This is a genomic window from Collinsella sp. SGI.184 (assembly GCF_050313415.1).
GTDB lineage: Bacteria > Actinomycetota > Coriobacteriia > Coriobacteriales > Coriobacteriaceae > Collinsella.
The window spans coordinates 1-21,700 of sequence record NZ_JBNPLJ010000014.1 but is presented as its reverse complement, the minus strand read 5'-3'; the positions used below and the strand labels follow the sequence as shown (position 1 = coordinate 21,700).

General features: G+C 60.3%; 19 protein-coding genes and 1 tRNA gene. 3 read left to right on the top strand and 17 right to left on the bottom strand.

Annotated features, from left to right (window positions below; genetic code table 11):
- Positions 1 to 177 precede the first annotated feature (177 nt).
- Together ACQRAJ_RS05965 and ACQRAJ_RS05960 are read left to right on the top strand one after the other, a co-directional pair.
- On the top strand, positions 178 to 1,230 hold the full coding sequence (locus tag ACQRAJ_RS05965) for an aldose epimerase family protein (protein ID WP_427747992.1): 1,053 nt from the start codon (positions 178 to 180) through the stop codon (positions 1,228 to 1,230).
- 206 nt (positions 1,231 to 1,436) lie between these two features.
- Positions 1,437 to 1,512, top strand: a tRNA-Thr gene (locus ACQRAJ_RS05960).
- Between the two features lie 212 nt (positions 1,513 to 1,724).
- Here the strand turns inward: ACQRAJ_RS05960 and ACQRAJ_RS05955 are convergent.
- The 17 genes from ACQRAJ_RS05955 to tmk form a co-directional block, all read right to left on the bottom strand.
- Entirely contained in the window at positions 1,725 to 2,198 is a 474-nt protein-coding gene (locus ACQRAJ_RS05955) for a YhcH/YjgK/YiaL family protein (protein WP_117778978.1), read from the bottom strand.
- Between the two features lie 32 nt (positions 2,199 to 2,230).
- Complete coding sequence (nagA, locus tag ACQRAJ_RS05950; RefSeq protein WP_427728596.1) at positions 2,231 to 3,400, bottom strand: N-acetylglucosamine-6-phosphate deacetylase; 1,170 nt, start codon at positions 3,398 to 3,400, stop codon at positions 2,231 to 2,233.
- 143 nt (positions 3,401 to 3,543) lie between these two features.
- The gene (locus ACQRAJ_RS05945) at positions 3,544 to 4,275 is read right to left on the bottom strand and encodes a GntR family transcriptional regulator (RefSeq protein WP_427718969.1); all 732 of its coding nucleotides are present in this window, start codon (positions 4,273 to 4,275) and stop codon (positions 3,544 to 3,546) included.
- 232 nt (positions 4,276 to 4,507) lie between these two features.
- The gene (locus ACQRAJ_RS05940) at positions 4,508 to 5,998 is read right to left on the bottom strand and encodes a PTS transporter subunit EIIC (protein WP_427728598.1); all 1,491 of its coding nucleotides are present in this window, start codon (positions 5,996 to 5,998) and stop codon (positions 4,508 to 4,510) included.
- 532 nt (positions 5,999 to 6,530) lie between these two features.
- Complete coding sequence (locus tag ACQRAJ_RS05935) at positions 6,531 to 7,616, bottom strand: hypothetical protein (RefSeq protein WP_427747991.1); 1,086 nt, start codon at positions 7,614 to 7,616, stop codon at positions 6,531 to 6,533.
- Between the two features lie 126 nt (positions 7,617 to 7,742).
- Positions 7,743 to 8,828: an isocitrate/isopropylmalate dehydrogenase family protein gene (locus ACQRAJ_RS05930; protein WP_427747990.1), complete on the bottom strand. Its 1,086-nt coding sequence runs from the start codon at positions 8,826 to 8,828 to the stop codon at positions 7,743 to 7,745.
- Between the two features lie 6 nt (positions 8,829 to 8,834).
- On the bottom strand, positions 8,835 to 9,533 hold the full coding sequence (locus ACQRAJ_RS05925) for a hypothetical protein (protein WP_427718960.1): 699 nt from the start codon (positions 9,531 to 9,533) through the stop codon (positions 8,835 to 8,837).
- Between the two features lie 15 nt (positions 9,534 to 9,548).
- On the bottom strand, positions 9,549 to 9,977 hold the full coding sequence (locus ACQRAJ_RS05920; protein ID WP_427728604.1) for a hypothetical protein: 429 nt from the start codon (positions 9,975 to 9,977) through the stop codon (positions 9,549 to 9,551).
- Between the two features lie 5 nt (positions 9,978 to 9,982).
- The gene (locus tag ACQRAJ_RS05915; RefSeq protein WP_427747989.1) at positions 9,983 to 11,062 is read right to left on the bottom strand and encodes an NAD(P)-binding domain-containing protein; all 1,080 of its coding nucleotides are present in this window, start codon (positions 11,060 to 11,062) and stop codon (positions 9,983 to 9,985) included.
- 97 nt (positions 11,063 to 11,159) lie between these two features.
- Entirely contained in the window at positions 11,160 to 12,113 is a 954-nt protein-coding gene (locus ACQRAJ_RS05910; RefSeq protein WP_427718953.1) for a DegV family protein, read from the bottom strand.
- Positions 12,114 to 12,193: 80 nt separating this feature from the next.
- Positions 12,194 to 12,778, bottom strand: coding sequence for a ribosome hibernation-promoting factor, HPF/YfiA family (gene hpf / locus ACQRAJ_RS05905; RefSeq protein ID WP_055285508.1), 585 nt, complete (start codon positions 12,776 to 12,778; stop codon positions 12,194 to 12,196).
- A 317-nt stretch (positions 12,779 to 13,095) separates the two neighbouring features.
- The gene (locus tag ACQRAJ_RS05900) at positions 13,096 to 14,088 is read right to left on the bottom strand and encodes a substrate-binding periplasmic protein (protein ID WP_427748015.1); all 993 of its coding nucleotides are present in this window, start codon (positions 14,086 to 14,088) and stop codon (positions 13,096 to 13,098) included.
- A 749-nt stretch (positions 14,089 to 14,837) separates the two neighbouring features.
- Positions 14,838 to 15,947 carry a hypothetical protein gene (locus ACQRAJ_RS05895; RefSeq protein WP_427728607.1) on the bottom strand — a complete coding sequence of 370 codons (1,110 nt, stop codon included), beginning with the start codon at positions 15,945 to 15,947 and terminating at the stop codon, positions 14,838 to 14,840.
- Between the two features lie 11 nt (positions 15,948 to 15,958).
- Complete coding sequence (locus tag ACQRAJ_RS05890) at positions 15,959 to 16,717, bottom strand: ComF family protein (RefSeq protein ID WP_427747988.1); 759 nt, start codon at positions 16,715 to 16,717, stop codon at positions 15,959 to 15,961.
- 150 nt (positions 16,718 to 16,867) lie between these two features.
- Entirely contained in the window at positions 16,868 to 18,562 is a 1,695-nt protein-coding gene (locus tag ACQRAJ_RS05885; RefSeq protein ID WP_427728612.1) for a PSP1 domain-containing protein, read from the bottom strand.
- Positions 18,553 to 19,680: an ATP-binding protein gene (locus ACQRAJ_RS05880; protein WP_427747987.1), complete on the bottom strand. Its 1,128-nt coding sequence runs from the start codon at positions 19,678 to 19,680 to the stop codon at positions 18,553 to 18,555. The genes ACQRAJ_RS05885 and ACQRAJ_RS05880 overlap by 10 nt, the downstream gene beginning before the upstream one ends.
- A gap of 1 nt (position 19,681) precedes the next feature.
- Positions 19,682 to 20,365 (bottom strand): dTMP kinase, encoded by a 684-nt coding sequence (tmk, locus tag ACQRAJ_RS05875; RefSeq protein WP_427747986.1) that lies wholly within the window; start codon positions 20,363 to 20,365, stop codon positions 19,682 to 19,684.
- 296 nt (positions 20,366 to 20,661) lie between these two features.
- On the opposite strand from tmk, the gene ACQRAJ_RS05870 reads away from it, so the two are divergent.
- Complete coding sequence (locus ACQRAJ_RS05870) at positions 20,662 to 21,648, top strand: zinc-ribbon domain-containing protein (RefSeq protein ID WP_427747985.1); 987 nt, start codon at positions 20,662 to 20,664, stop codon at positions 21,646 to 21,648.
- The last annotated feature ends 52 nt before the right edge of the window (positions 21,649 to 21,700 follow it).

The window sequence follows — 21,700 nt, the reverse complement described above, 5'->3', positions numbered from 1 at the left end:
ATCATTCAAACAGTAACGAACAAATTGTATCAGACTCGCGCGCGTCAAAAATGAACGCCCGCACAGCTCCAATCATCACTTTTTTGAGAAAAATACCCCCTGCTTTAGTGGGGTGTAGTGATAATCTCACCTGTTCGCGCTACAGTTTGTCGGAAATACCTCGATGTTAGGAACCAAATGATCACTTCTGAGCTTTTCGGCACCGCGCCGTGCGGTACCCCCGTTCATCGTTACACCCTCAACGGGCCCGAGATCTGCGTTCGCATTATGGACTATGGCGCCACCGTGCTGGGTATCGATGTGCCCGACATTCCCGGCAACGTGCGCGATGTGGTGCTGGGCTTCGATAAGCTCGAGGATTACTTTGACAACCCCGCCTGCTTTGGCGCGACCATCGGCCCCGTGGCAAACCGCACCGCGGGCGCCACGATCACCATCGACGGTACGGACTGGCATATGCCCGCCAACGAGGGCGCCAACAACCTGCACAGCGATCTTGAGCACGGCCTGCACAAGCGCGTGTGGGATGTTGAGCTCGACGAGGCCCACAACGCCGTGCGCATGACCACCTCACTTGAGGATGGCGAGTTGGGCCTGCCCGGCAACCGCACCTTTACGGCCGTGTTTACCGTGACGCACACCGGCCGCTTCCGTATCGAGTATGGCTGCGAGAGCGACCGTGCCACGTACGTGTCCATGACCAACCACACGTACTTTAACCTTGCCGGTCATAATGCCGGCATGGACTGCGAGCACTTCTTTGTTGCTAACGCTGCCCACTACCTGCCCATTGACGACCAGAACATTCCTACTGGCGAGATTGCTCCGGTCGAGGGAACACCGTTTGATTTTCGCGAGTTACGCCCCGTCGCGCCTGGCATGGAGGCCGACCATCCGCAGATTAAGCAGGCACGCGGCTACGATCACTGCCTGTGCATTGGCGGCTATCAGTACGGCCGCAATCTGCGCCGTGCCCTGCACGTCGAGGAGATGTGGACCGGCCGTGAGCTGGACTACTACACCACCGCCCCGGGCGTGCAGCTCTACACCGGCAACTGGCTAGGCGATGAGCACGCCAAGGACGATGCCAACTACGGCTGGGGCGCCGGCTTTGCCCTCGAGGCCGAGATGTACCCCGACACGCCGCACCAGACGCTGTTCCCCCAGGGCATTGTGGGCCCGGGTCATCCCTACAGCAATGTGATCGAATACCACTTTATGAGGCACTAAGCTCATAACGCAACATATCGCACAGCAGCGCCCGCCGGCACACCGCCGACGGGCGTTTTTCTACCTAGTTGTAGGCAACCAGGCACATCCCGGCTTGAATGATTAGTGCATTTAACGTGAGAAAAGCTGTCAGAGCACTTGCGCGGATTTGCGATGTCCCGTATCATAGACAGCCGTTGACGCCTCAGCTGCGTCACCACATGGCCGCCAGCGTAGCTCAGTTGGTAGAGCACCGCTCTCGTAAAGCGGGGGTCACCGGTTCGAGCCCGGTCGCTGGCTCCATTGCACAAGACAGCCGCCTTCGGGCGGCTTTTTTGTTGCCGATTTTGAGTGCGCGTGCCAATCCACGCATCGCAACAGCGTCAGCTCCCCTATTCAAAAACAGAAACCCCGTTAATCGTGATTCCCCTAGGGAAAACACGATTAACGGGGTCGTAGCGTGCTTCCCTTAGGGAAAACACGCCATCAGAAGAACAGCTCAGTCGGGCAGTTCGCTACTCCTCCCAGTAGGCGTCGGCAAGCAGCTTAAAGCAGATCTTCTTGACCGGCTGCGCGCCATCGCCCGGGAACTCGAGCGTGGGCATGTGAGGCTCGCCGGCAACAAACAGCGCAAACTTGTCGTCGGCAAGATCGCCGGCGATCGAGGCGTCGGAATCGACCAGATCGTAGTCGTCCTTCTCGTCAAACTCCTGGACCAGCGTCAGGCTGCCCGTGGCGACCTTAAAGGCCTCGCGACCCTCGACGTCGATCTGCAGGTCGTGATAGCGCTGATGCGTCTCATAGTGAGCCTCGGCCTCGGGACGCGTCGTGGGAGCCATGACGTTCGCAAAGACCTTGTCGCCCAGAATCGGATGGCTGCCGACCTCGAGCTCCGCCGGGTCGTTCTCCTCGAGCCAGTCGATCAGCACGTCGAGGCCCTTAAGCATTCCGCGGTACTCCTCGATATCGCCCAATGCACCGTAAATCATCTAAATCCCCTCTCGAATCGTTTCTTTGGCGGCTACTCGGCAAACGCGTTACCGACGCTGTTGCCACCCACATACGTCTCGACCAGGGTAAGGTCGGGATTGAACACGACAAAATCGGCATCGCGGCCAGGCATAATGCTGCCACATTTATCCTCGACGTGAGCAGAGCGCGCGGGCACCTCGGTCGCCATGCGAATTGCGATATCGGCGCTCGCGAGACCCCAGTCGACAATGTTCTTGACACCCTGTGCGAGCGTGAGCACCGAGCCGGCGATAGCAGAGCCATCGGCAAGCCAGCAAAGGTTGTCCTTCATAATGACATCCATGCCACCGCTGGTGTACTTGCCCTCGGGCATGCCGCCGCAACCCAGGCAGTCAGTGATCAGCACTGTGTGCTGCCAGCCCTTGGCCTGCAGCAGCGCCTTAATAGCAGCAGGGTTTACGTGTTTGCCGTCGCAAATGATCTCGGCATAGGTGTTGGGCGTGGTCATAGCGGCCCCGACGACACCGGGCTCACGGTGATGCAGACCGCGCTGGCCGTTGTAGGTATGCGTAAAGCAGCTGGCGCCAGCATTGATGGCGGCAGCACACTCATCATAGGTGGCATCAGAGTGGCCGATGCAGGTCACGACGCCCCTTGCGCTCAGAGCCGCGGCGTAAGCGGCGGCGCCGTCACGCTCGGCCGCCATAGCGCTCTTGACGATTCGACCGCCGGCGGCCTCCTGCCACTCGTCAAAAACTTTCTCGGACGGGCCGATCAGATAAGCAGGGTTCTGGGCGCCCACATGCTTCATGGTAAAGAACGGACCCTCCAGGTAGATGCCCTGAATACGAGCACCGCAGAACTCAGGTCCGCGCTCCTCGTCCGCCTGTGCAATGGCAGCGCAGGCGTCCTTGATCTGCTCCACGCCGTCGGTAAAGGTCGTAGGCAGCCAGCTGGTGGTACCACGACGAGCGAGCTCGGTCGAGCTGATGTTGATACCCTCGGCATCATTATCGGTCGTGGCATGGTTATAGAAGCCATGAATGTGGGTGTCCACCATGCCCGGCGCAATCCATGTACCCGAATAATCTTTGATCTCACAAGCGGGCTCATCGGCCTGCCAAGCGCCAAAGACGCCATCTTCGACCATGAGGTAGCCGCCCAGCTGCGGCCCCGCCGGCAAAAAGAACTTGTCGGCCTTGATAGCATACGTGCTCATCTATGCTCCCGTACCCGCAGTGCGTTTTAGGGCGGATCAAAAACCACTGCATTGTTAATTCGAGCGATTGTTCGTTGCCTTCTACCGCTTGGCGCATTTTGCACCCGCCGCAAAACACACCAAGCCGTTTATACCCAATAACTCTAGACTGCGCGGTTGTGGTAGACCTTGTATTTAAACTGGTCGGCGCGCGCAACCGAACGCGTATACTCGATAACCTCGTTGTTCATGTCATATGTGGTACGAATCAAATCCAGGACCGGTGCGCCTTCGGCAATCTCGAGCAGACGGGCGTCGGAATGGCGGGCGATACTCGCGTAGAATTCTTCCTCTGCCACGCGAACTTTCTCGTGAAAGTCCTGCTCGATCATGTCGTACAGCGATTTGTTCTCGATCATGGGGCGCTTAAGCGCAAAGAACTTGCGACTCGGCAGATATGTACACTCAATCATCAGCGGCACACAATCGGCAATACGCAGGCGCTTGATCTTGTACAGACGCTCGCCAAGACGCGCGTTCATCTCTACGGCAATATTCTTGTCAGCCTCGACCTCGGTAAACTCAAGAATCGTCGTCTTGGGCACACGGCCGATTGCCTTCATCTGCTCGGTAAAGCTATAGATTTGCGAGAGGTTTGCCGTTTGCAGAGAGCGGTCGCACACCATGGTTCCACGGCCGCGCTGACGAACCACCAGGCCCAGGCGCTCAAGCTCCTGCAGGGCAAGGCGAACCGTCGTACGCGAGAGCCCGTAGCGTTCCGACAGGTCACGCTCTGACGGCAAATAGTCGCCGGGTCGAAGTTCGTGATCGATTTTATCGGTCAGCAAATCGACGAGCTGATCGTACAGAGGCTGTTTGCGCGCTCCCATTGCCATGATGATACCTGCCGGATAAATGACTCGAAATTGGTTGTAACCAGACACCACGTACTATAGCAGTTTTAACGGAATAACAGCAGGTCAACCAGCACATTGCAATATTGTTTACCGGTTAATTGCCCGTGTACTGTAATACCAATCGCACCGCCTCATCAAGTACCGAGGTAGCAAAAAGGGCCGCCCCCGCGGAGCGGGACGACCCTTTGCAAGACACGTACGTCTCTAAGGCTTAGAGAAGCTTCTTGAGCTCCTCGGCAACAGCCTGGACCTGCGTACCGATGATGACCTGGGTAGCACCCTTGTCCATCTTCATAACGCCCAGAGCGCCAGCCTTCTTGCAGGCAGCCTCGTCGACCAGAGCGGAATCGCCGAGCTCGAAGCGAAGGCGAGTAGCGCAGCAGTCAACGGTCTTAACGTTCTCCTTGCCACCGACGGCAGCGAGAACAGCGGCGGCCAGAGCGGCGAACTTGTCGTCGCCAGCAGCGGCGGAAGCGGAGGTTTCCTCGACATCCTCATCCTCGCGACCAGGGGTCATGAGGTTGAACTTGGTGATGGCGAAGCGGAACACGAGGTAGAAGACCAGGAAGGCAGCGATGCCCATCGGGATGATCATCCAGGTGTTGGCAGCAGCCGGGAGGCTAGCGGAGAACAGGAGGTCGGTAGCGCCAGCAGAGAAGCAGAAGCCAGCACGGAAACCAACATAGTAGGTGATGATGGTGAAGATGCCGTACAGGGCAGCGTACACAACGTAGAGCGGGAAGCACAGGAACATGAAGCCGAACTCGAAGGGCTCGGTGACGCCACAGACGAAGGCGCAGATGGCGGCGGAGACAACCAGGCCGATAGCAGCCTTCTTGTTCTTAGCGGTCTGAACCATAGCCAGGGCAGCGCCCGGGATACCGAACATCATGCAGGGGAAGAAGCCAGACATGTACATGCCGAGGCTCCACTTGACGTCGGCAGAGGTCTCGCCAGCCCAGAAGTGGGTCAGGTCGCCAAGGCCGATGGTGTCGAACCAGAACACGTTGTTCAGAGCATGGTGGAGACCAGTCGGGATGAGCAGGCGGTTGAGGAAGGCGTAGATGCCAGCGCCGATGCCACCCATAGCAGCGATACCCTCGCCCAGAGCGACGAGCGCACCGAAGATGAGGGGCCAAGCGAAGAGCAGGACGACGGAAACGACGATGCAGATGACAGCAGTCATGATGGCGACGCAACGCTTGCCGGAGAAGAAGGCCAGCCAGTCGGGAAGACGGGTGTCCTTGAACTTGTTGTAGCAGGTGCCACCGATGATGGCGGACAGGATACCAATGAAGGAGTTACCAGCGATCTTGGAGAACGCGATACCCTCGGTAGTGGCGAGCCAAGCGGTCTGGGCGTCGGCATCCATACCACGGATAGTGCCAACAACGGCAGGGTTCAGGAGCTGCTGAATCATCAGGAAGGCGACGAGGCCAGCGAGGCCAGCGGTGCCATCGTGATCGTCGGCAAGGCCGACAGCGGCGCCGACTGCGAACAGCCAGGCCATGTTATCGATAAGAGCGCCGCCTGCCTTGATGAGCAGGAAACCGGCGGTATAGGCAAAACCGGTAGTGTCACCGGCAGCACCCATGACTGCGGGAGCGAGCAGGTAGCCCACGCCCATAAGAATACCTGCGACGGGAAGCGCCGCGACGGGAAGCATCAGCGCTTTGCCGAGCTTCTGGAGGTACTTCATCATATGGTATCTCCTCCAACCTTTCTTTCGTTGTTCACCAACGAGTTCCATGTCCGCGCCTTGTGCATACCGGCTTCTCCGCTTGCCGGCATTGGTGCGCAAACTTAGACAACCCAGTCCCTATTTGGGGTTGCTGGTATGTACGGTAGCACACACTCAATTCAAACGTCCACCACATTTCGTTCAAATTACTATTTCGTTGCCAAACGGTTATTTTTGGCCCGTAAACGGTAATTTACGCAGGTAAACGTGCTGCTTTTCTTTCATTACCAAACTAATTCTTAGCAATTTCCATTCGATTTCGAATCAAAATTGGTTACTACCAGATGAACAGTGGTACCACATTGTTACTACCAGTTTGGCCGAAATCGTTTTCACTTTACATGAATAAAGTCTCCAAGAATTTGTATATTAAACCCCTCCTACTCCCTCTTCCCCGCCCTTTCCTCCAACGCAAAAAGCCCCCTAGAACGATGTCCGCTCTAGGGGGCTTCAGCAAATATTTCGGCTTCGTACTCGAAGGCTCAGGCAATCTTTACGCAAACAGGCCGTAGATGCTGATATTGGCCTTGGCGTAGAGGCCGTTGGCGTACTCGGTCCACTTGGAGCTGGCGCTCGAAGCCTGCGAAGAGTACTGCTGGTAGGCGGTGTAATAGGCAGTCATGGCCTGCTTGTAGGTAGCGCTATCGGCCGTAAAGGCATCGTCGGCAAAGGCCTTAGCGTAGGTGCTGTCCTTGTCCTTCCAGGTGCCCTTTTCGCTATCCCACTCGTCGCCGGCAAGGTTGATGATGTAGTCGGCGTAGTCCTTGCTCGCGGTGTCCTCGTTGCCGTCAGAAGGCTCGGTCGGAGCGATCGGCATACTTGCGGAGCTATCGCCCACCTTCTTCTTGTAGAGCTTCTGCAACGTCGCGGACTGACGGACGATCTGCTTGGCCTGATCCTTGGACACGCCATACTGCGTGGCCATGGTCTTGTAGTCCGAAGTGCCGATGGAATCCTCGGCGTACTTCTTCATCTCCTTAGAAGAGACGGTGATGCCCTCGTCCTCGGCGGCGTCGAGCAGGATCTTGTTGCGCACGTAGGACAGGATAACGTCGGCAGAGGGAGCGGTGTAGTTGCCATCGCTATCCTTGACGGTATCAAGGCTGTACTGACTCTCGATGGCCTCGCGCGCGGTGATGTCGCTCTTCTTGCCGTTGTAGCTGTAGCTTGCCACGGTCGAATCGAGCTGGTCCTCGGTGAGGGTCGCCGAGCCGACGCCCTTGCCGCCAAAACCACCGTTGCCGATAAAGAAGCCGACCACAGCAGCGATCACGATGGCGACCACAAAGGCGGCAATCATCGTCTTCTTGTGCTTGGATGCGCTGTCGTCCACGTCGGAGTCATCGTCCTCGTCCTGCTCCTCAGGCATGAGGTTCTCGTCGGCGGCATCCGCGGTAATCTGAGCCTCCAGGCGGGCGTCCTCCTCCTCGGCGGTCGTGCCGGCAGCAATGTGCTCGGCAGACGTACCTGCGACCAGATCGATCTTCTCGTCCTCGTCACCGTCGGGGCCTTCGCCGCGCTCGATGATCTGGATGCCGTCGATCTCGTCCTTTTCGTCCTTCTTTTGAATCAGACCCATATCAGTTACTCCTTGTTAAGAAACATAGTCCTCAATAGAATACGCCCGACAGAGCGCCGGGCGTATTCATTCTCAGGTTATCCGCAAACGTATAAGTACCGCTTAGGCGTTTGAAGCCGTATCCCCTTAGGCAAGATGCGCGATAACGGCATCGGCAAAGGCCTGCGTGCCCACGGCGCCCTCAATGGAGCCGGTCTGGGCACGACGCACGTCACCGGTAACCTGCTCGCCCTCGTCGAGCGTGGCAGATACGGCGGAGCGAATACGATTGGCAGCATCGTTCTCGCCCAGATGATCGAGCATCATGGCCGCAGACAGAATCTCGGCCGTGGGGTTAGCGATATCCTGGCCAGCGATATCGGGCGCGGAGCCATGCGTGGCCTCAAAGATGGCGCAGTCGGCTCCGATATTGGAGCCGGGGGCCATGCCAAGGCCGCCCACAAGACCGGCGCACAAGTCGCTGACGATATCGCCATACAAATTGGGCAGGACTAGAACATCGAAGTCGTTGTGGTTCTGAACCAGACCCATGCAGGTGGCGTCGACGATCTTGTCGTTGAACTCGATATCGGGATAGTTGGCAGCCACCTCGCGAGCCACGCGCAGGAACAGGCCGTCAGTCGCCTTCATGATGTTGGCCTTATGCACGGCCGTCACCTTTTTGCGGCCGCAGCGGCGAGCATACTCAAAGGCGTACTCCACAATACGGCGGCTCTTGGCGATGGAGATGGGCTTGATCGAGATGGCGGAATCCGCGGCGAAGGTTTTCTGACCCGAGCGCTCGACAAGCTGTGAAAGCTCCTCGACCTCGGCAGCGCCTTCGTCGAACTCAATACCAGCGTAGAGGTCCTCGGTGTTCTCGCGCACGATAACCAGGTCGACATCGCGGAAGCGCGAGCCATCGCCCGGTTGCGACAGGCAGGGGCGCACGCAGGCGTACAGATCGAAGTTCTTACGCAGGGCAACGTTGACGCTGCGGAACCCCGTACCGACCGGCGTGGTGATGGGGCCCTTGATGGCAACTTTGGTCTGGGCGACGGCATCGAGCACATGCTGGGGCAGCGGCGTGCCAAACTCGTCCATGACGCCGGCACCGGCCTCCTGGACGTTCCAATTGATCTGGACACCGGCGGCCTCGACCACGCGGCGCATGGCCTGCGTAATCTCGGGACCGATCCCGTCACCGGGAATCAGGACTACATCGTGCGCCATAATCTGTTACTCCTCGTCTTCGGCGTCGTCAGATTTTTTAACGCTAGCACGCTTCTTCTTTTTGGAGAGATCCAGGCCAAAACGTTTAACAAGCATTTCGCAAATCTCGCTCGAACGGGCCTTGAGATAGCTGCCCTTGCCGTTCTCGGCATCGAACTTAAGGCGCAGCGCAAGCTTCTCGGCGATCTCGGCATCGATCTCGCCTTTCCCAAACTCGTACAGGCAGCCGAGCATATCGCGATACTCGAGGTCACCGTGGTAGCACTGGATGGCCTCGTCCAGGATGGGCCAAGCCTCGCGCGAACGCTCGACGCTCGTGGCACCCCACACGCACAGCAGGCGGAAGGCGGCATAGCGCAGCGTGGAGGAAATCTCGTCAAACAGTGCGGTCTCGGCGCCCTCAAAGGCATCACCCAGCTGGTCGGGGCAGGTGGTGGCGAGCGCCGCCAGGGCATCGAGGGCCTCCCAGCGAGTCTGAGCCTCGGGCCGGTCGAGCGCCTCGATCAGCGCGGGCACGCAGGGCACGACGCGCTGCGGGTCGCGCTCGGCAAGCAGGTGCAGCACGCGGGCGGCAAACTGGCGGATACGGCGCGTGGGGCAGCCGAGCTCCTGGACCAAGCGGTCGACGGTGTTCTCGTTCTCCTCTGCCAGCTGAAGCTGTGCCAGCTCCTCGTCGGTGAGCTGTTCGTCTTTGTTTTCTGCCATAGTTACCTCTTCTTACTATTTCTTAGTGTGCCTGCCAGCACCCTTGCTGTCATCGGTGACCGAGATGAGCTGTCGGTCAGCCGCGCCATTGCGACGCGCGCGGCGGCGCTCCTCGGCGTCTCCTGCGTCGGCGGCGGCGCGATGAGCCTGGTTGACGTTAAAGACCTCATCGTGCTTGCGCCACGGACCAACGGACTCGCCAAAGCTCATCTTAAGGCCGGCGATAAAGCCGCCAAGCCAGCCGATCGGCGCAAACTGCACCAGCGGGAACAGCGAGAACACCCAGGTCAGCAGGACGACTGCCGCCGCTCCTGCAAAGTTGGCAATCCAGTAGTCGCGCTTGGTGACGACGCGCTTTTCGCACGCCCACTGGCCGCACAAAAAGCCAATGTAGATCGCAAAGAGAAAGAGCACTAGTGCAAGCACCACGAACGTCCAGCTCATGGTCGCTACTCCTCGTGATGGTGGCCGCAGCAGCACTCGTGGCCGTCGTCATGGCCGTGGCCGCCGCAGCACTCGTGGTCCTCGCCATGGTGGTGGCCACAACCGCACTCGTGGTCGTCGCCATGCTCGCCGCAACCACAGCCTTCCTCGTGAGCACCATGCTCCTCGGGACGATACTGCGACCAGTCCAGACCGGCTGCAATGGCGTCGGCCTCCTCCTTATAGAGGACATTGATGGCCTGGGTACCCAGCTTGGCACCACCGATGGCGTCGAGCATGTCATAGAGCGTAAAGGCCACGTCGGCGCCGGGCAGCGCAAGCTCGCGGTCGTCGGCATAGGCGAGCGCCAAGCGCAGGTCCTTGATGAAGTGCTCCACCATAAAACCGGGCTTGTAGTCGCCGTCGAGCGCCTTGGGCGCCAAGCTCTCCATGGCACCGGACTTGCCGGTGCCGCCCAGGATCATCTGACGGATCTTCTCCATATCAAGGCCGCTCAGCTCGGCAAACGCCAGCGCATCGGCCATGCCGACCATGCAGGCGCCCAGCGACACCTGGTTGGCGAGCTTGGCAGCCTGGCCCTTGCCGGCGCCATCGAAGCAGCAGATGGTTGCCGCAAAGGTGGAAAGGATATCGCGGACCGGGGCAATGTCGTTCTCGGTAGCGCCCACGATAGCCGTAAGCGTGCCGGCGATAGCACCCGACTCGCCGCCGGTGACGGGGCAGTCAAACGCCATGCGGCCGGAAACCTGGGCGGCCTCGGCAATGTCGCGCGCCAGCTCGGGCGAGCTCGTGGTGAGGTCGATCAGGACCGCACCGGGCTTAGTGCACGCAAGCAGACCGTCGCCCGCTAGGTAGAGCTCCTCGACCTCGGAGGGATAGCCCACCATGGTAAAGACGACGTCGGCGTTCGCCGCGGCATCTGCCGGCGTATCGGCCCAGACGGCACCGCGCTCAACAAGCGCTCTAGCCTTGGACTTGGTGCGGTTGTTGACCGTGACGGGATAGCCAGCGTCCAGAATGTGGCCGGCGATAGGGGCACCCATGATTCCGGTGCCGATAAATGCGACAGAGAGCTTGTTTGCCATAAACCTTTCCTTTTGGGTTGGGTGTTATTACCAGGTTGAATACTCGTTGCCAGCGTTTGGGCTGTGAGTCGAGGGCGATTACGGACGCAGCGCTTGTCTACTGGCCGCGCACGCGGCGGGCGATGCGGTCGGAAAGCGACGCCTTGTCGGTGCGGTTCTTGCCCCAAAACGCGCAGGCCACCATGCCGGGGCCCACGTGCGAGCCGATGGTGGGGCCCACGGAGCTGCGAATGATCGTGACGTCGGCGCAGCCCTCCTCCTTGCGGATGGCGGCTTCGAGCCAGTCACCGTCCTTTTCGGCATCGGCCGTCATGATGGCGATGGGCATAGTGCGATCGGGCACGTAGTTCTCGCGGAACGACTTGAGAATGGACTTGAGCGCCTTCTTGCGGCCGCGGTTGACGCCGATCAGCGACAGCGAGCCGGCAAGGTCGTAGGAGAGCTCGGGCTTGACGTCGAGCTTTGCCGTGAGCTGCGCCGCCGCGGGCGGAATGCGGCCGCCGGCAGCCAGCGCATCGAAGCTCTCGAGCGTAAAGTAGCCGTGCACGTAGGTCTTGGCCTCGTTTGCCCAATCGACCAGCTGCTTGGCAGTCAGTCCCGCCGAACGCTGGCGCACGGCCTCAAGCGCCAGGAGCTCGCCGGTCGCGCAGGGCAGAGCGTTGTCGACCACGTAGAGCTCAAAGTTGGGATACTCGGCGCGCACGGCATCTGCCGCCTGGCACGCGGAGTTGTAGCTCGACGACAGCGCCGAGGTAAAGCACAGGTAAACCGTGGGCGTGCCCTCTTTGGCGCACTCGGTAAAGAACTCGATATAGCGACCGAGCGACACAGCCGAGGTGGACACGCGGGCACCGGCGCGCATGCGGTCGTAGAACTCCTTAGGGCTCATGCTCGACCAGATGTCGTCCGTGCGCTCCTCGCCATCGATAATGAAAGGGAAGCCCAAGATATCGACATCGAGGTTCGCGGCGACCTCGGGGTTAAAGTCGCAGCAGGTATCGACGACGATACGGCAACGGTCCGAATGACCGGCGGATGCGGCCTTGTCCATCAAAGCGACTCCTTACGTAAAAAAGGCGGCCACCCGCATGGGATGGCCGCCAACCGTTAACTCATGCAAGTTAACGTATTTTACTCGTCAAGTGTTTCGATGCGGGGCTTGATGATGCCATATCCACCATTCTTACGGTGATACACCACATTGATGAGGCCAGTCGTCGCGTTCTCGAACACGTAGAAGTCGTGGCCGAGCAGATCGGTCTGCACCAGCGCCTGCTCCTCAGTCATCGGGGTGACATCGATGACCTTCTCGCGGACGAGCAGGTCGTCGTCCTCCTCGGGCAGCAGCAGGTCGGCCAGATCCTCGACGCGCTCGACCGGTGCGACATCCGCGGCGCTGGCACCGCCCTGGCGGTTGTCCACAACCTTGGTCTTGAACTTGCGCAGCTGGCGGGTGACCTTATCGGCGGAGAGATCGATGGCGGCATACATATCTGCGCCGTGCTCGGCGACGCGAATCACAGAGCCGCGGGCACGAACCGTGACCTCGACGATTGCCGGGTTGGGGTTCGAGGGGTTCTTCTCATAACGAAGCACGACGTCGACTGTCATGGGCTCGATATCGAAAACCTTGAGCGCCTCGCCGATCTTCTCGTCCACATGCGCACGCAGAGCATCGGTTACCGTCGTCTTGCGTCCAGAAACCTTGATATCCATACGTGGCTCCAATCTGCCTCGGGGACTTACTGTACTGGCTATGTACCCATTGCCGTGCATTTAATCACCCGAATTCCCAAAGGCCCGAATAACGACTGCTTGATACCGCATACCGAAGTCTCGCACTTTTCCGCGGCAAAGTGCGCTATATGAGGGCGTCGGCGGAGTTGGTTTTTCTCCTGGAAATTGCCCTTGAGCTGCTGGTTTTATCAAAATTGAAAAGCCGGGCTCCCCTATGGGGGAGACCCGGCCATGCGTGTTGAAACCGTGAAGAAGCGCCTTGTTCAATGTATGGCAGGCGCCACCCCTACCAATAACTAGCTATTGAGCTTGTTGATGTCATCGTCGGTGATGGCGCCCTCCTGGCTAGACGACGGGCTGTCGCCGTTGTTATCGGAGGTGTCGCCATCGGAGGACTCGGTCTCGTTGGACGTAGATTCGGATGCCTGCACATTGGCCCCCGAAACAGTCTTGGCGGTAAGGTCATAGGGCATTTGGCCGTACCAGACGCAGTGGACCGCCTCGAGCGTGCCGTCGACCGTGATGTCGTCGAGGGCATCGCTCACGGCACGGCACAGCTCATCGTTAGAGCTAAGGCCTGCGATGCCAAGCGTGGAGGGCGTCTCGAGCGTGCCGACACAGGAGATCTGGCTCATCAGGCGCGCGAGGTAACCACCGGCCGTGGAATCACAGATCACGTAATCGACCTCGCCCGACTCGAGTGCCTCGAAGCACTCGTTGATGTTGGAGAAGGTCTTTTGGTTGGCCGTGATGCCCTGCTTGGCGAGCGCTTCCTGCGAGGCCGAAAAGGTCTGAACGCCCAGGGTAGCGGTGTTAAGCGTTTCGGTGGAAACGCTCAACGACTCGCCGTCACTGCTCTTGCCGAATACGGCAGGGGCGTCGTACAGACAGGTGCCAAGCGAGCTGATATCGCCGTCCGTAGAGCTGACGTCGCCAATGAAGATATCGGCCTTTTTATCGCTGAGCGCGGAATCGGCCGAGGACGCATCGACAAAGGCGACCTTGAGACCCATACGGCATGCGAGGGCACGAGCGGCATCGACCGCATAGCCCGTGAGGTTTCCGTCGGCATCCTGCATGGCTTGCGGGGCATCGGAAGTATCGAGGGCGACCGTCAGGGTTCCCGGCGTGACCAGGGCATCGTCCGATACCGTGGGGGTAACGGTCTCGCGCTCGATCTGGTCGATCGTGGGCGTCGTGAACGTGGACAGTGGATTGAACGCGCATCCACTCAGGCCCAAAACGGCAATGACCGCCGCGGTCCCAGCACCCAACCGAGCTGCATGCATCAAGCTGCCCCTCACCATGTCCGCTACCCTGCCTTCTGTGTCGTAAACGATCCGTGCCCTGCACGGAATATCGGGTTGTTCCCACCAGCTGACCTGGTATTTGACCCCACACTTGCGCACCGGGGCGTTTGCTCGGGAGGCCGCAGCCACCTTCACGACTGGCCCGCTCGCCCGCGAGGCGGTATTGCCCCAAAGAAAGTAGAACGGACGGTGCGGCTTACATCTAGGACGCGCCATGATCGCGCCGCGCGCACGCGGTCGCTTACGTGGATCCCTTTGACCGCGTCTGTCTTGGACTTGGATGGGCGCATTGCCCGTCCGCAACCACAGCCTGGCGGGAACGTAGCGCATTATAGCTAAGTTCAAGCTAAAGTTTAAGGTTAGGTCGTCATTCGCACCGCGAGTACAGATTTCGCAGGTCGGAGCGGACCGTGCGTGTTCCCATGAAGCCCAGAGCTCCCCTACGGGGAGCTCCGGGGCGCCCGCCTCGGGGTGCCGTGGCCAAAAAATGGCAAATATGAGTACTGTTACCAATTTTGTAACAGGCAATTTTGGCCTCTCGGACAGATTTTGCGCTCAGTGTCGCCAACCTGATGCTTAGTTATTCTACATTTGTTTATTATCTTTTTACTTTACGACGCCGCCGAGTCCTAAATTCCTTGATTTTGCTGTTACTGATTTAGTGACAGTACTCATATTTGCCATATTTTGGCCAGGGCATATGATTAACCCCCTATTTTCGACGCGAATTATACCGGCTTAAGCCCAAAACACGCCCGCAGCGTGTTAAGCAACGCCTCTTGCTTCTTCCTGCGGGCATCGACACGATTCCGGTACCGCTTTCGCATACGCTGGTGGATGCGCCATGCGAGTGCCTCCATTGCCTCCATGTCGCAAAGTATCTCGTTATTGACCGTCGCGACCTCGACTCCCATAGTAATCAAGCCCGTGTTGCGTTTTTCATCATGGACACGTCCCCTTCGAGAGGAATGACCAAGCTCACCGTTGTATTCCAGGTCAAACCGGGCTGTTTCCTGATACGCATCGCAAACTGCATACGGCATCCCCGAGATTGCCTGCGCGCGGTCATCGAACTCGATCTTGTAGTCGGTCTTAAAGGGACCGCAGGCAAATCCGCCATAGGAAAACGGAAGCGAAAACATGGCAAGCATGATGCACTCCAGGGGTGAGCGCAGGTTTTCTGACAGGTAGGGACACAGGCGTAGCAGTTGTTTGGCCGCACTCCCCTTGCATGCCGCAAGGTAATCTGCCAGGCGATCGGGCGTCAACACCGGCTCGACTTCAAAGTAGCCCACGTCTGCCGGTTGGTCCTTGTCCTTTGCAAGTCTATTCGCAACAGGCGAAGTATAGGGAGGTAGATACTTCCCGCGATCGCTTAGTGAAATCTTGGAACACAGTTCCTGGGCCAGGGCAAACGCCTGGATACAGCCGACCTCGCGGGCGACGGCAACACAAAGGGCCTCGGGAGATAGGCTGTACACCCCCGGTTCCACCTCTAGAATCGAGCCGACAGGCAACCCGGAGCACACGGACCAGCCCACGCCAGGCATGCGGCGGCGCTGCGCCGCAGATCCCACCAGCAAGCACAGATCTTCTTGCACCTCGCCGCTTTTGGCTCCAATTCGCACCAGGTCGGGAAGATAGATATCCTCGGTCGAAGGCGATGACGTACACAGCACGCGGCGCTCCTCCTCGGGCTCAAGGTCCTTCCAGCCGATGTAGCCCATCTGCCGGCGCTCGGCTCGAATCATACGCAACGCCGAGGCGCCCGTCAGGATCACGGAAGCCGCTAGCTGCTCTTTTGTCGGTTTGTCACACTGCCTGATTGTTACCGCCACACGAATCACCCCTACCAAACGCGTGCGATAGCGAGGCCATCGACGGCTTTGGCGCCGGCGCGCTTAAGCTCCGCCGAGGCTGCTGCCATTGTCGAGCCCGTGGTAATGACATCGTCGATGAGCAGCAGACGGCAGCCACGTACATCCTCGACCGTCTCGTACATGTCCCGGGCATGTTCCCGGCGCTCGGCGCGACCGAGTTCGCGCTGGTCGCCATGACCGTATTTGACCAAGGCGTCCAGCAATGGCACGCCCGAAAGATCGCAAAACGAGCGCGCGATTGCTTCCATGTGATCAAAACCACGCCGCCGAAACGCCGCCGCAGTCGCGGGAACAAATACCACCGCGTCGACACCGGACAGCACGCCGCCGTAACGGTCGGGGGCTGCTACCTGGGCATGCAAGGCGGTGTCGTAGAGCAGCTCTGCCAGATACGGTGCCAGACGGCGCTCGCCCGCATCCTTGTATGCCTTGATGATGCGCGGCAACGGATGTGCATAGACAGCGCACACCAGGCAGCGATCGAGGGCCTTAGCCACCGTCGAAGACGCACCCTCGACCGAGCACTCGGTACACAGCAGGCCTCCAAACGGAGCGCCGCACCTCGTGCAGCTGTGGCGCGGATCGACAAGCGTGAGCGACGCCAGGCACTCCTGACAAATAAGCGCACCGGCACACTCGCAACCGGCGCATCGCGTGGGCGAAAGAACCTCGAGTGCCTCATGCGCCGCGCGCTCGGCAAACGGTAGCAATTCATCCGCAAACGGCAAGATGCCGGCACTCCGTAAGCGGCTCAAACCATTCAGACAGTTATTTATGACAAAACCCTCCCTACGCTTGGGCGAAGGGAGGGTTGTCGATTCAGTGCCATGATACCCCGTTGCACTTGGGGTCAGACAAGTCGAATCCGCTTGAGGGCGCTATTCGCCGGCAGGCGGTTGCGGTGCGGACGAGGTGTGGGTCGAGCCTTCGCCACCATCCTGGCGCGGCTTGCGGGAACGGCGACGGCGACGGCGCTTCTGACTCTGGTCGGCCGAACCCTCGCCACTGCGATCCTCACGCGGCTCGCGCTCGTCGCGAGCACCGCCGCGCGAAGCCTTGGCGGCAGCTCCTCCGCCATCGCCGGGGCGACGGCGCGTGACCTTGACTTCACCATCCGAAACCTGATCGGCCACAGAAGGAACCGAGGGTTTCTGCTGCGTGCCCGAGGAATGGCGACGGCGCGGACGCGGCGCACGCTCCTCCTCGCCACGTGGCCTGCCAGCCTTGTCGGCAGGCGCGTCGGAGGCCGAGGCACCCTTGGGAGCGGCACCGGCCTCGCGAGCGGCTGCGGCGCGGAAGGCGTCCTCGCGCTCCTCGCTCGACAGGTGGCGGCGACGACGGCGCGTGGGGTTCATGCCGCCGCCGCGGTTTTGCTGCTGGGGCTGCTGAGCCTCGCGCTCGCGAGAGGCGTTCTTGCCCGCGGTCTCGCCGTTGTCGACGGACGCCGCGCGCTTGCGGCGACGACGGCCGCCGGCCGCCTCCTCGGCCTCGGAAGCCTCGGCCTTGCCGCGGCCCTTTCCGCGGCCACGACCCTCGCCCTGGGCCTGACCGGCACAAGCATCGGATTCGGCATCGCGACGACGGCGCTTGGGCATCGACGTGCCGGCCAGACGGTCGGCACTCGACAGGCCATCGCCCACGTCGACGCCGTTCTCGCGATCGAGCTCCATGAGCGCCAGGCGCATCTCGGGCGACTCGATGCGCTCGAGCACATCGCGCGTCACGCAGTCGGGGCGGCAGCTGCAGCCCTGCTCGGCGGCCTTCTTTTTGCAGCCCTCCGAGCACGTCATATCGGCCAGGTTGACCTTAAAGACTTTACCGTTCTCCAGGCGCAGCACCAGCTGCTCACGTGGCGTGTCATATTCCTGGATACGCGCCTTGCCGAGCGGCGTATCGATGAGCGTCTTCTTTTTGGGCGCACGACTCTTAAAGTCCTTGTACGCCTCGAACTCATAGCGCAGGCAGCACATCAGGCGGCCGCACACGCCGCTGATCTTAGACGAATTGAGCGGCAGGTCCTGCTCTTTTGCCATGCGAATCGAGACGGGCTCAAACTGTCCGCCAAAGCGCGTGCAGCAGAGCTCCTGTCCGCATTGGGCATAGCCGCCCACCAAGCGAGTCTCGTCGCGCACGCCAATCTGGCGCATGTCAACGCGAATGTGCAGCGTCGAGGACAGGTCCTTGACGAGCTGACGAAAATCGACGCGCTCCTCGGCCGCAAAGTAGAACACGGCTTTCTCGCCGCCAAACAAGTATTCGACACCCACCGGCTTCATCTCGAGATCGAGATCTTTGACCAGACGGCGGAAATCGACCATGGCCTCATCGCCCTGGATGGCCAGGTCGTCGGCAAGCTGCAGGTCGATATCGCTCGCCACACGCAGCACGGGCTTGAGCGGCTGACCGATCTCGTCTTGCGGCACCTCGAAGGGATCGGCCGTGACCAGGCCGATCTCGGTTCCGCGCTCGGTGGAGCAAATGGCATAATCGGCCTCGAGGATATCCAGATCCTGCGGGTCAAACCACAGGTCGCGCGAGGCGTAGGTAAACTTAACGGGTACGACTAACGGCATTTCAGTGCCTTCCTGATATCGAACAGCATGACCTCGATGGCCAGCTGGGGAGTAACGTTTCTGGCAATGTTGCGCTCGGCGGTCGCGACCGCCTCTAGCGCCCGGGTGGCACCCGCAACATTCGTCGCGGCGGTAAGCCGCCCGATCGTGTCGCGCACGTCCTCGTTCACAATGTCTGCCGCCTCATCCTGAAGCGTCAGCAGCACGTCGCGCATGAGCGTCCGCGCGCTCGCCAGCGCTTCCATGATACCCGAACGCTCGCGCGCGTTGAGTTCGCGCTTGTTGCGGTCCTCAAGCTGCTTCAATGCTCCACGCGACAGATAATCGGCGTTTTGCTCGAGCACCTTTTCCTGCGTGGACTTGACCTCGGCGAGCGGAGCCTTAACGGCGACGATGAGCGACTTGGCGCGGCTGAGTACATCGGCCTCGTCGGCGGCGATGAGCGAATCGATGGCGCGGACCATCTGGCGGCGAGCATCCTGGCGCTCGGCGCTCTTAAGGAACTCGATGCCGCGCGTGGGGCTCCCCGCCACGGCGACCGCCATGCGACAGCGTGCGAGATCCTGGCCCGTCGCGCGGCTCACGGCCTTCGTGGCCACGGCGGGCGACACCAGCCGAAACGGCACGCACTGGCAGCGGCTCACGATGGTGGGCAACATCACGTCTGCCGAGGTGCCCAGCAAGATAAACATAACGCCCTCGGGCGGCTCCTCGAGCGTCTTGAGCAGTGCGTTGGCGGTGTTGGCGCGCAGCTGCTCGGCACGGTCGATGATGTAGACCTTGGCCTTGGCACGGATGGGCGCCAGCGGCACGTCGTCGAGCAGCTCGCGGGTCTGGGCGATGAGGTAGCCCGTGGCGCTCTCGGGCGTGTAATAGTGCACGTCGGGGTGCGTATGGCGGGCGACACGCACACAGCTATCGCATGAGCCGCAGCCGTCCTGCTCGCACAGGAAGGCTTGGGCGAGCGCCCAGGCGGCATCGAGCTTGCCGGCACCGGGAGCGCCCAAAAACAGGTAGGCGTGCGATGCGCGGCCGCTGGCGACGGCGTTGGTCAAAAAATCGCGTACGCGCTCTTGGGTGTCGAGCTTGGCCAGCAGGCTTGTCTGAGCGGGGGCCATGTTACTCGGCCTCCTGGGCAAGCGTGGCGGTGACGGCGTCCTGGGAAATGTCGAGACCGTACGCGCGAACCTGCTCGACCGTCTGCGCGAAGACGTCCTCGATGGAAGCGGTGGCGTCGATGAGCTTCACGCGATCTGGTTCCTCGGCGGCAATGGCACTAAATCCCTGGTAAACGCGCTCCTGGAACGCCATGCCCTTGGCCTCCATGCGGTCGACCGCACCACGGGCGGACATGCGCAGCGCCGCCTGCTCGGGCGTGATGTGATAGACGAGCGTGAGCGCCGGGTGCGTCCCCGCGACAGCAAGGTTGTTGGCGTCGCGTACCATCTGGCGATCGAGACCGTCGGCAAACGCCTGGTAGCAGGTCGTGGAATCATAGAAGCGGTCACACAGGACCACTTTGCCAGCCGCAAGGGCGGGAGCTATGACCTCGTGCACCAGCTGGGCGCGTGCGGCCTCGTAGAGCAGCAGCTCGCAGGTATCCCCCATCGCCGTATTGGCGGGGTCGAGCAGCAGGGCACGGATCTTTTCACTAATGGCGGTACCACCCGGCTCACGCAGGGTCACGACCTGGTAGCCAGCGAGCTCGAGCGCACGGGCCAGCAGGCGCGCCTGCGTGGACTTACCGGCACCATCGACGCCCTCGAGCGTGATAAAGCTATGTTGAGCGGGCTCAAAAGCCATGGGCGCAGCCCCTTCCTACAAGGCGCGTAAATGCAGATATATCAACCAAATCATGATACCCCAGGGGCAGGCGCACCCCAAATCCAACCTAGTCATTGGGGACGTTCTTAATTGACTGGTCGTTTAAGAACGTCCCCAATGACTAAAGGTGCCTTTACAAAGTTGCGGTGAAATAGGGGCTGACTGAAGCTCTAAGACCGCCAAACAGTCCCTATTTCACCGCAACTTATGATGGGGAATTTTGGATGCTTGGTATAATCGTCGTATGGCATTGAAATGTGGCGAAAGGAGTGGCAATGTCTCGGTATTGCGCCTCGTGCGGCAAGCTTCTTGCAGATAATGCCAAGTTCTGCACCTCGTGCGGTGCACCCGTTGAGCAAACAGCCGCGAGCGATAGCCAGCCCGCTTTTGAGCAGACCGGGGCCCTTGATACGCCGCAAGCCAAGGCGGACGATCCCCTCGCTTATCGCCCCGACCCCGCCGCAAGCCCCGCGGCCGTCGAGACCACGCAGTGCATACCCGTCGCGAGCGGCTCGCCCCAACAGCAGCCGGCTCCCGCATACGCGCCTGCTTCGCCACAGACCCCCGCTCCCAAAAAGAGCGGCACCGGGGCGCTTGTCGCCGTTATCGTTGCGCTGGTGGCAATCATCATCGCCCTGGTCATCTTCTTTGTGATCAAACCGTTCGACAACTCCGCCACGCAGACGACTGCCGAGGTTACCAAGCTGCACCACGATGTTGACGATGATGACCTCAAGCCTCTCGGCGACCCCAATAGCCTTTACGACGATGACGATGACGACGAGGACGAGGCTGGCGGCGAAGCAACCCTCTCCGAGCAGAACCTCTACCGTCGCCTGAGCGAATACTACGACCTGCTCGAGGACCTCGATAGCCAGGTCCGCGCCTGCGCGCAGGCCTTCAATGGTAGCTATCTGGAAGAAGATCGCACCACCCGTCAAAATCTCGCCGACGTCGCCGAGCGCACGGAGGAGACCATCGAGCAGTATTACGATATCGTCGAGGACCTGGACGTCCCCATGAGCTCCAAGAACTACCACTCCTGGAAAGACATCATTGCCCTGTATGACGACCTTGATCACCGCATCGACGCGATCTGCGATGCCTGGGAGATCAGCCTAAAGTACGCAAAGCCCTCGGACCATAAGGACGAAATCGTGGCGCCGCTGGCACGCGACAACGAGCCGGGAACCAGCAGCAACAAGTATCGCTTGGACTTTGAGGACCGCTATCCCAGCGCCAAACCCGTCGAGGTGAACTAGTGTTTTGTCGTTCCCGAGCTGGCAGTTAGGGACGTTCCTAAACTGCCGGTAG

What these genes read in the sequence shown, in the direction of transcription:
- ACQRAJ_RS05965 (WP_427747992.1), top strand. Translation starts at nt 178, where the DNA reads ATGATCACTTCTGAGCTTTTCGGCACCGCGCCGTGCGGTACCCCCGTT.
- ACQRAJ_RS05955 (WP_117778978.1), bottom strand. Translation starts at nt 2,198, where the DNA reads ATGATTTACGGTGCATTGGGCGATATCGAGGAGTACCGCGGAATGCTT.
- nagA (WP_427728596.1), bottom strand. Translation starts at nt 3,400, where the DNA reads ATGAGCACGTATGCTATCAAGGCCGACAAGTTCTTTTTGCCGGCGGGG.
- ACQRAJ_RS05945 (WP_427718969.1), bottom strand. Translation starts at nt 4,275, where the DNA reads ATGGCAATGGGAGCGCGCAAACAGCCTCTGTACGATCAGCTCGTCGAT.
- ACQRAJ_RS05940 (WP_427728598.1), bottom strand. Translation starts at nt 5,998, where the DNA reads ATGATGAAGTACCTCCAGAAGCTCGGCAAAGCGCTGATGCTTCCCGTC.
- ACQRAJ_RS05935 (WP_427747991.1), bottom strand. Translation starts at nt 7,616, where the DNA reads ATGGGTCTGATTCAAAAGAAGGACGAAAAGGACGAGATCGACGGCATC.
- ACQRAJ_RS05930 (WP_427747990.1), bottom strand. Translation starts at nt 8,828, where the DNA reads ATGGCGCACGATGTAGTCCTGATTCCCGGTGACGGGATCGGTCCCGAG.
- ACQRAJ_RS05925 (WP_427718960.1), bottom strand. Translation starts at nt 9,533, where the DNA reads ATGGCAGAAAACAAAGACGAACAGCTCACCGACGAGGAGCTGGCACAG.
- ACQRAJ_RS05920 (WP_427728604.1), bottom strand. Translation starts at nt 9,977, where the DNA reads ATGAGCTGGACGTTCGTGGTGCTTGCACTAGTGCTCTTTCTCTTTGCG.
- ACQRAJ_RS05915 (WP_427747989.1), bottom strand. Translation starts at nt 11,062, where the DNA reads ATGGCAAACAAGCTCTCTGTCGCATTTATCGGCACCGGAATCATGGGT.
- ACQRAJ_RS05910 (WP_427718953.1), bottom strand. Translation starts at nt 12,113, where the DNA reads ATGGACAAGGCCGCATCCGCCGGTCATTCGGACCGTTGCCGTATCGTC.
- hpf (WP_055285508.1), bottom strand. Translation starts at nt 12,778, where the DNA reads ATGGATATCAAGGTTTCTGGACGCAAGACGACGGTAACCGATGCTCTG.
- ACQRAJ_RS05900 (WP_427748015.1), bottom strand. Translation starts at nt 14,088, where the DNA reads ATGCATGCAGCTCGGTTGGGTGCTGGGACCGCGGCGGTCATTGCCGTT.
- ACQRAJ_RS05885 (WP_427728612.1), bottom strand. Translation starts at nt 18,562, where the DNA reads ATGCCGTTAGTCGTACCCGTTAAGTTTACCTACGCCTCGCGCGACCTG.
- ACQRAJ_RS05880 (WP_427747987.1), bottom strand. Translation starts at nt 19,680, where the DNA reads ATGGCCCCCGCTCAGACAAGCCTGCTGGCCAAGCTCGACACCCAAGAG.
- tmk (WP_427747986.1), bottom strand. Translation starts at nt 20,365, where the DNA reads ATGGCTTTTGAGCCCGCTCAACATAGCTTTATCACGCTCGAGGGCGTC.
- ACQRAJ_RS05870 (WP_427747985.1), top strand. Translation starts at nt 20,662, where the DNA reads ATGTCTCGGTATTGCGCCTCGTGCGGCAAGCTTCTTGCAGATAATGCC.